Below are 6,218 nucleotides of genomic sequence, written 5' to 3' on the forward strand. Positions count from 1 at the left end.
GCATTACCTGCCCCTGTGTTTTTTCTTCTTTTTCTGCTGTTTCAGCTCAAACCGCCGCTCTTTTTCCGCTTCGTGCCGCTCACGGCTTTTGGTCCTTCGTTCGGTTTTGAACTGCTCCTGCTGCAATTTTAAAGCCTGCTGGGATTTTGTGCCTATCCCCATGCTTTCTGTCTGCCTGTGCGCCTCCCTCTGTGCTCTTTTGGGATTGTGCGCAGACCTTCTTGCCTCAGATGCCACAGCCGGACTAAATCGTAGCTGATAGTAATTTTTCAAAAGGAACTCATTTACCTCATATTCCTTTGGTTCTGACCCAAACGTGACCTTACACACAGATAATTTTCCTTCCGCCCTGCGTTCAAACACGCCTGCCCAAAAAGGGTCCTCAAAATATACCGTCAGTTTTCCCGATACCTTGTCCATGACAATTCCTCCTTTTTATCGATTGTTATGAACAAAGAATGGACGACCCAAGGAGGGAGGGCTACTTACACCTTAATGGTGCGACCGGACTACCTACCGGTTCTGCAGGTTTTTTAATTACCTGCGTTGTGTTTTTATCTTTGCCTTTATATAGTATCATGTAAATGCTTGATTTTCCATACTGTTTTACTGCCTTGAACTTTTTAAGTATTTTCTATCCTAAGTCTGTGTCTCCGAACAAGCTTTCTCCGATAACTCCTTTAACTGCCTTTTTAAGTCTTCGTTTTCCGCACTTATTTTCTCTATGGCAAAACTCTGTTCATTTATCACCGCATCTTTTTCATTTATTGCTGCATCCTTTTCGCCTATCACCGCATCCTTCTCATCCACCTTCTTCTGCAGCTCCTCAATCATAAACTTCACCGTATTCTCATCCAATATCCGCAATGCCTCTGAAAACATCCCAAGCACCTCCTCCGGCTGTTGTCTCAGCATGGCTATTTCTTCGTAGATTTCCTCCAGCCAGGGGTACTCTCTGACCAGATTCTTTGCATCCTTAAGGTCCTCTGTGGACAATAAAGAAAGCCATGCGGTCTGTTCACTTCTGATTTTAGGATACGAGATTTTCCGAAAAACGTCAAGGGATACCAGGCAGCATTCCTTTTTACCGCTACTCCACCGTCTCAATAGATTCCACAATACTCACCCTGCTCATCCTCCGCAAAGGAATACAGGTTGCCAGGATACAGGCGCCAATGGAACACGCCGCAGCCAGGACTATGGAAACGCCGGGAACCGCAGCGAGCCTAAGCTCATCGTTCACCGCAGCCTCCACAAATACCGTACAGATATATCCGGCTATTCCGCCGATTACCGCCGCAATCCCGCCATAATAAACCCCTTCCCACAAAAACACCTTGAACAGGCTCTCCTTGCTCATGCCAATGGCCCGCTGCACCCCTATCTCCGTTATCCGGGTATGGATATTGGTATAGACCGTGTTGATAATATTCAGTATCCCAATCAGACCGATGAACAGAATAAGCCCCCAGGCCAGCAGGCGGATCTGGGCTTCACTTTCCGCAAACTGTCTGTCCGTCTGTTCATAGGATACCACAGTGGTGCCTGGTATCCGCTGGCAAAGCGCTTCCAATGTCTCGTCAAAGGCTCGGCGATCCGCATCCCTTTGAAGAATCGGCCGCAGCTCCGCATAGGTATCCGTCCCCGTAAGCTTCGGATATACCCGATCACTGACCAGAACCTGAACACCATTTAAAAATCCGCTGTTACCCACGCTGAAATAAGCATCATAGCCAGTTATGGACAGCAGCACCGGCAGCTCCCTTCCTGCCACAGTAATTGTACTCCCCTCCTCCACATAAGTTGTGCCAATGGAAACGCCTTCCACCTCTATGGCAATCGGATTGCGGACCACACAGCCCTTCCCCTCTTTCAGCATCTCAAGCTGCTCCTTTGAAAGCCTGGAAGCAAATACATCCTCCATCCACGGATCATTGAATCCAAAGATCTGGAAGGTCTCACCCACGCCCAACGTAATATCTGTCTCTATCCCTACGGGCTTGTTCCGGGCATCCAGCTCATACAGGAAAAACTGCTGCGCCGCCACCCCATCCACGCTCTCGTCCTCTTCCAATATCTGCAGTTCCTCCGGTGAAATACCCATATACTGATTCACAATGGAATAATCCCCCAGATGCTCCGAAAGGGAACCGGAAACTCCAAGCAGCGACAAAAAGCTTTGGAGGGTTATAAAAACCGTAATACTCATAACCAGAGACAAAATGGTAACTGCCGTCCTGCCTTTGCTGCGGCTCAAATTAAGCTTTGCGTAATACCGCTCAAAATTCCGTATTTTCTTCACTTTACGCTTTCTTCGCCTAATCTTAATGCCTGCCCCGGACATGGCTGTCACAGGAGAAACCGAAGCCGCATACCCTGCCGCCGGCGCCGCTGCCAGAAAAGCAAAGAGCAGCGTTATGGCGGCGCTGATCAGCAGATATCCCCATTTCCCCGTACTGTTTGCAGCAATCAGGCCGAGAAGCTGTTCCGTGTCCTTTGCCAAAAACATTTCCGGCGACAGCTGATTCAGCGCCGCACTCAGAAGCCCTTTTGCCGCCAGACACCCAAACAGCAGGCCCACAGGGATTCCTATGGCGCTAAGAAGCAGAATCTCCGTAGCAACCACCCCGTAAAGCTGCCCCTTCCCGGCGCCAATTGCCCGGAGCGTCCCATACTGCCGGACACGCCGGGAAACAGCAATCTTCAAAATATTATAAATCACCAGCCCTGCCGCCAGCAGGATCAGGGCTGCCACAAGCACGCCCACGAACAACAGCCAGGAAAAACCGGTATCATCCACTGCCAACTCAGAATCTGCGGCTTCCGAATCATAGTGAATCCCAAGTGCATGCAATAAGGGGATATTGTAAAGGGTATCCAGCTCATGTATCTCCAGCCGGGCACAGAGGTCATCTATCACCTCTTGAAACTCCCCTCTGTTCGCCACCTTAAGGTCTACATTTATATAGAGGTAATCCGGCGGCAAAATCCTCTCTGCCGTGCCCTGCCCGACAAGTCCCAGAATATTTCCTCCGGTATAGCCCATATAGTTGCTTTCCATTATTCCCGTCAAGGTAAATTCCGCCGTATAATCATAGGCATCCACTATAATCCCATGACGCAGGGCTTTGGAAAGGGAAAGGCTCAGTTTATCTCCCACTTTTCCCGTAAAGCCCAGAAACTGCAGGGCATCTTCCGGCAAAGCTAGCTCCATGGGGGCCTCTGGCAGACGTCCCGCTGCAATGCGGGAATAAGCCGGCCTTGCCGCAATACTCCCGTCCTGGTATTCTGCCAGCCCCAGGGAAAGCTGGTCATTTAGCTTTTGCTCTCCCAGGGCAATATATCGGCCGGTGTAGGACAGGCGTGTATCATTTTCCAGTGCCCGGACCTTTTCACTGGTAAGCTGCACAAAGGTTGCATGGCGGTCTCCGCCGATAGCAATGGCCTGCTGCTGGCGCATGGCGGCAAGCACTCCTGCGGACTGCCCTACGGCTGCCGTCATCATGGTTGACAATATCACGGCAATTAAGATCAGAAAAGAAGTCAGCTTTTGGGCTGACAGCTCCTTAAGCACCAGAATACGATAGTCTTTCATCCTAAAACCTCCTCTGTCAGTATGCCGTCCACAATGGAAAACCGCCGCTTGGACATGGCTGCTATACGGTTGTCGTGGGTAATAATCACCAGTGTCTTTCCCATTTTTTCACCTACTGTTTTTAAAAGCTCCATCACCTCTCTGCCGCTTTTGCTGTCCAGATTTCCGGTGGGTTCGTCCGCAAAAATCACCTCCGGCTTTGCGATCAGGGCCCGGGCAATAGCAACTCTCTGCTGCTGCCCTCCCGAAAGCTCATGGGGCAGATGGTTCAGCCGATCCGCAATGCCCAGCAGCTCTGCAAGCTGTCCTAAGTATGCTTCGTCTGGCTGCTTCTTGTCCAGGAGCAGGGGCATGAGAATATTTTCCCGGGCTGTCAGAACGGGAAGCAGATGAAACTGCTGAAAGACAAAGCCAATACAGCGACGGCGGAATGCGGACAGCTCCCTGTCCGTTAATCCGTAAATCTCTCTGCCGTCATAGGCCAGACTGCCGGAATCAGGCCGATCCAGGCCAGACAGCAGGTGAAGCAGGGTACTTTTACCGCTTCCCGACGGACCTGTGATAGATATAAAATCTCCCTGGGCTATTTCCAAGGCCGCTTTATCCAGGGCAATGATTCGGTTCTCACCCTCTCCATACATTTTTGTAAGCTCTTTTGCTTCTATTTTCATAAAAAATACACCCTCCTTATAGAATGAATACACATGGTATAAGGAGAGTGTATCAACAAAATCTCAAGAAACTCTCAAGCTTTTATCATTTTAAAAAATGCCGTGGCCGCTGCACCGCCTTCCGGCCTGTTCTCCAGGCGAAGTTCTCCGCCATGTTTCAGACACAAAAAATTGCTGCTGTATAGTCCCATGCCAAAATGCTCCGCATTTTCCTCTATTTTTCCAAAGGGCTTCGGGCCGCTCTCCAACAGCTGGGGCGGAAAGCCTGGGCCGTCATCCTCAACAGTAAGCTGGCAGGTATCTTTTTCAAATGTGAGCGTAAGACCCAGTCTCCTGTGGGCAAAGCGTGACGCATTTCCAATCAGATTTTCCGCAACGGTTAAGAATATCCCATGATCAATCCACAGACTTCCCCCGTCCGGCGCTGCCAGTGTTATGTCAAGCCCTGGGGCAAGAAGGCGGGCCGTTTCCTTTAGTTCTGCCCGTATATCTGCACAATTTATCCTGCCAATGCGCACCGGTATCTGTTCCAGACGCTGGATACTTCCCATGACTTCTACGTATTGTTCAATCCGCATAGTATAGCTTTCCAGGCGATCCAAGGTGTACTCATCCGCTTTTCCCTGTTTTAGGAGCTTGATGCCGCCCTTTAATACGGTGATTGGATTGCGAAGGTCGTGGGAAAATGCGGCGTTGAGCCTTTTTCGCTCTTCTGCCTGGCGCCATAGCTCCCGGTTGGTCTTCAGAAGCTCCGCCCGCATGGTTTCGAAGGCGGCGCAGAGCTGCCCCAGCTCGTCTGTGGATACTTCCGGGATGGAGAAATCCAGATCCTGATTTCGGATACGCTCTGTTCCGGCCTGCAGAATAGTGATGGGTTCTTTCAGCTTCAGACGGTAGAACAAAAGACCGGCCAGTCCCAGGCCGCCTACCGGGAGTATGATTGCAGAAAATAATTGTACCGCCTCTATGATTAGCACAATTTGCAGCTCCTTTGGGGAAGGCTGCTCCAGCTTTGTAATCACACCGCCAGGGCCTATGGCTACTCCGCCTTTTGGGTATCGGTCCGCAATCCGTCCACAAAGCAGATATACGCCCAATGTCAGCAGAAGCGCTGCTATCAGGCATACAAGGGACAGAAGGAAAAAAGACCGCTTTAATCCCATGCCTTTCAGACGTTCCATTTATATCCGCACCCCCAGACTGTTTCAATATAGTTTGAGCTTGTGTGCTTTGCCAGCTTTGCCCGAATCTTACGAATGTGCTCCATTACCGTGTCGCTGCTGCCTTCTCCGTCAATTCCCCATACGCTTTCATAGATCCGTTCCCGGTCAAAGACCTGCCCTGCATGGAGGGAAAGCAGCTCCAGGATGTCAAATTCTTTCCTGGACAGGGTTACAGCCTCTCCCTGTGCCGTAACTGTCCTGGCCGTATAGTCAATAGCCAGATCTCCAAAGAATCGGACAATAGAAGTGTTCTGCCGCCGCTGTTCTCTTCGCAGATGGGCTGCAATCCTTGCGGCCAGCTCGTCCAGATCAAAAGGCTTTCGGATATAATCATCTGCGCCTGCCTGAAAGCCTGCGATCTGATCGGCGGATTCTACTCTGGCTGTCAGGAACAGGATTGGGCAACTCACATAGTTCCGTATGGTTTCACAGACGGTCAGGCCGTCTATGTTTGGCATGTTGATGTCCAGCAGGATTAGATCCGGGTGCTCTTGCGCTTTGCGGATTGCTTCCTGGCCGCTATAGGCGGTCAGGACTTCATATTGTGTGGAGAAATAGGCTTTTATGGTGTCAACGATGCCTTGCTCGTCATCGGCAATGAGTAATTTGGGTTTCATGCTTTTGAGGTCCTTTGGGATGAATTTTTTTCATTATAGCATGTAAATCTCAAGAAATGCTCAAGGTATTGTTGTTTCTTGAAAATTTCAGCTTAACTTTAGGATGTTCGAA

General features: G+C 50.2%; 6 protein-coding genes. All 6 read right to left on the reverse strand.

Translation table 11 applies throughout. The features are described 5' to 3' along the window. Positions 1 to 3: 3 nt before the first annotated feature. Positions 4 to 420: a YjdF family protein gene (locus VSQ61_RS20870; protein WP_334346284.1), complete on the reverse strand. Its 417-nt coding sequence runs from the start codon at positions 418 to 420 to the stop codon at positions 4 to 6. A gap of 219 nt (positions 421 to 639) precedes the next feature. Next, positions 640 to 1,119 (reverse strand): hypothetical protein, encoded by a 480-nt coding sequence (locus VSQ61_RS20875; RefSeq protein ID WP_334346285.1) that lies wholly within the window; start codon positions 1,117 to 1,119, stop codon positions 640 to 642. Next, the gene (locus VSQ61_RS20880) at positions 1,091 to 3,595 is read right to left on the reverse strand and encodes an FtsX-like permease family protein (protein WP_334346286.1); all 2,505 of its coding nucleotides are present in this window, start codon (positions 3,593 to 3,595) and stop codon (positions 1,091 to 1,093) included. The genes VSQ61_RS20875 and VSQ61_RS20880 overlap by 29 nt, the downstream gene beginning before the upstream one ends. Next, complete coding sequence (locus tag VSQ61_RS20885; RefSeq protein ID WP_334346287.1) at positions 3,592 to 4,266, reverse strand: ABC transporter ATP-binding protein; 675 nt, start codon at positions 4,264 to 4,266, stop codon at positions 3,592 to 3,594. The genes VSQ61_RS20880 and VSQ61_RS20885 overlap by 4 nt, the downstream gene beginning before the upstream one ends. 74 nt (positions 4,267 to 4,340) lie before the next feature. Further along, positions 4,341 to 5,447: a HAMP domain-containing sensor histidine kinase gene (locus VSQ61_RS20890; protein ID WP_334346288.1), complete on the reverse strand. Its 1,107-nt coding sequence runs from the start codon at positions 5,445 to 5,447 to the stop codon at positions 4,341 to 4,343. Continuing rightward, the gene (locus tag VSQ61_RS20895) at positions 5,435 to 6,106 is read right to left on the reverse strand and encodes a response regulator transcription factor (RefSeq protein ID WP_334346289.1); all 672 of its coding nucleotides are present in this window, start codon (positions 6,104 to 6,106) and stop codon (positions 5,435 to 5,437) included. The genes VSQ61_RS20890 and VSQ61_RS20895 overlap by 13 nt, the downstream gene beginning before the upstream one ends. Positions 6,107 to 6,218: the final 112 nt, after the last annotated feature.

The organism is Candidatus Merdisoma sp. JLR.KK006, from assembly GCF_036941035.1.
Lineage (GTDB): Bacteria > Bacillota > Clostridia > Lachnospirales > Lachnospiraceae > Laedolimicola.

Excerpts from the sequence above, each read along its gene's own strand:
- VSQ61_RS20885 (WP_334346287.1), bottom strand. The coding sequence starts at position 4,266 with ATGAAAATAGAAGCAAAAGAGCTTACAAAAATGTATGGAGAGGGTGAG.
- VSQ61_RS20895 (WP_334346289.1), bottom strand. The coding sequence starts at position 6,106 with ATGAAACCCAAATTACTCATTGCCGATGACGAGCAAGGCATCGTTGAC.
- VSQ61_RS20870 (WP_334346284.1), bottom strand. The coding sequence starts at position 420 with ATGGACAAGGTATCGGGAAAACTGACGGTATATTTTGAGGACCCTTTT.
- VSQ61_RS20890 (WP_334346288.1), bottom strand. The coding sequence starts at position 5,447 with ATGGAACGTCTGAAAGGCATGGGATTAAAGCGGTCTTTTTTCCTTCTG.
- VSQ61_RS20880 (WP_334346286.1), bottom strand. The coding sequence starts at position 3,595 with ATGAAAGACTATCGTATTCTGGTGCTTAAGGAGCTGTCAGCCCAAAAG.